1 rRNA gene is annotated in these 817 nt (G+C 51.2%); it reads right to left on the bottom strand.

The annotated features are described in order from the left end of the window. Positions 1-817: ribosomal RNA gene (locus GM676_RS31335) — 23S ribosomal RNA — on the bottom strand; the annotation flags it as partial.

The raw sequence follows: 817 nt of genomic DNA, 5'->3' as shown, positions 1-817 counted from the left end.
GCTTGCACCCCATCATTTAATCTTCCAGCACCGGGCAGGCGTCACACCCTATACGTCCACTTTCGTGTTTGCAGAGTGCTGTGTTTTTATTAAACAGTCGCAGCCACCAGTTTATTGCAACCTTTTCGCCCTCATGCAGTAAAGCATTCAAGCTACCGAGGCGTACCTTTTCCCGAAGTTACGGTACCAATTTGCCGAGTTCCTTCTCCCGAGTTCTCTCAAGCGCCTTAGAATACTCATCTCGCCCACCTGTGTCGGTTTGCGGTACGGTCTCGTATGACTGAAGCTTAGAGGCTTTTCTTGGAACCACTTCCGATTGCTACAGGACCTAAGTCCTTCGTCCCGTCCCCTTGAATTACGTGCCCGGATTTGCCTAAGCACCTTCTATGAAACAGAAACTGACTATTCCAACAGTCAGACAACCTTCCGCGATCCGTCCCCCCATCGCATCATACGACGGTGCAGGAATATTAACCTGCTTCCCATCAGCTACGCATCTCTGCCTCGCCTTAGGGGCCGACTCACCCTGCTCCGATGAACGTTGAACAGGAAACCTTGGGCTTACGGCGTGGGGGCTTTTCACCCCCATTATCGCTACTCATGTCAGCATTCGCACTTCTGATACCTCCAGCATCCTTTACAAGACACCTTCGCAGGCTTACAGAACGCTCTCCTACCATATGCTTACGCATATCCGCAGCTTCGGTGACTGGCTTAGCCCCGTTACATCTTCCGCGCAGGACGACTCGATCAGTGAGCTATTACGCTTTCTTTAAATGATGGCTGCTTCTAAGCCAACATCCTGACTGTTTTAGCC

Source organism: Duganella radicis (assembly GCF_009720825.1).
GTDB lineage: Bacteria > Pseudomonadota > Gammaproteobacteria > Burkholderiales > Burkholderiaceae_D > Rugamonas > Rugamonas radicis.
Note: the sequence above shows the minus strand (reverse complement) of the source record. Positions and strands in the feature narration are given on the sequence as shown.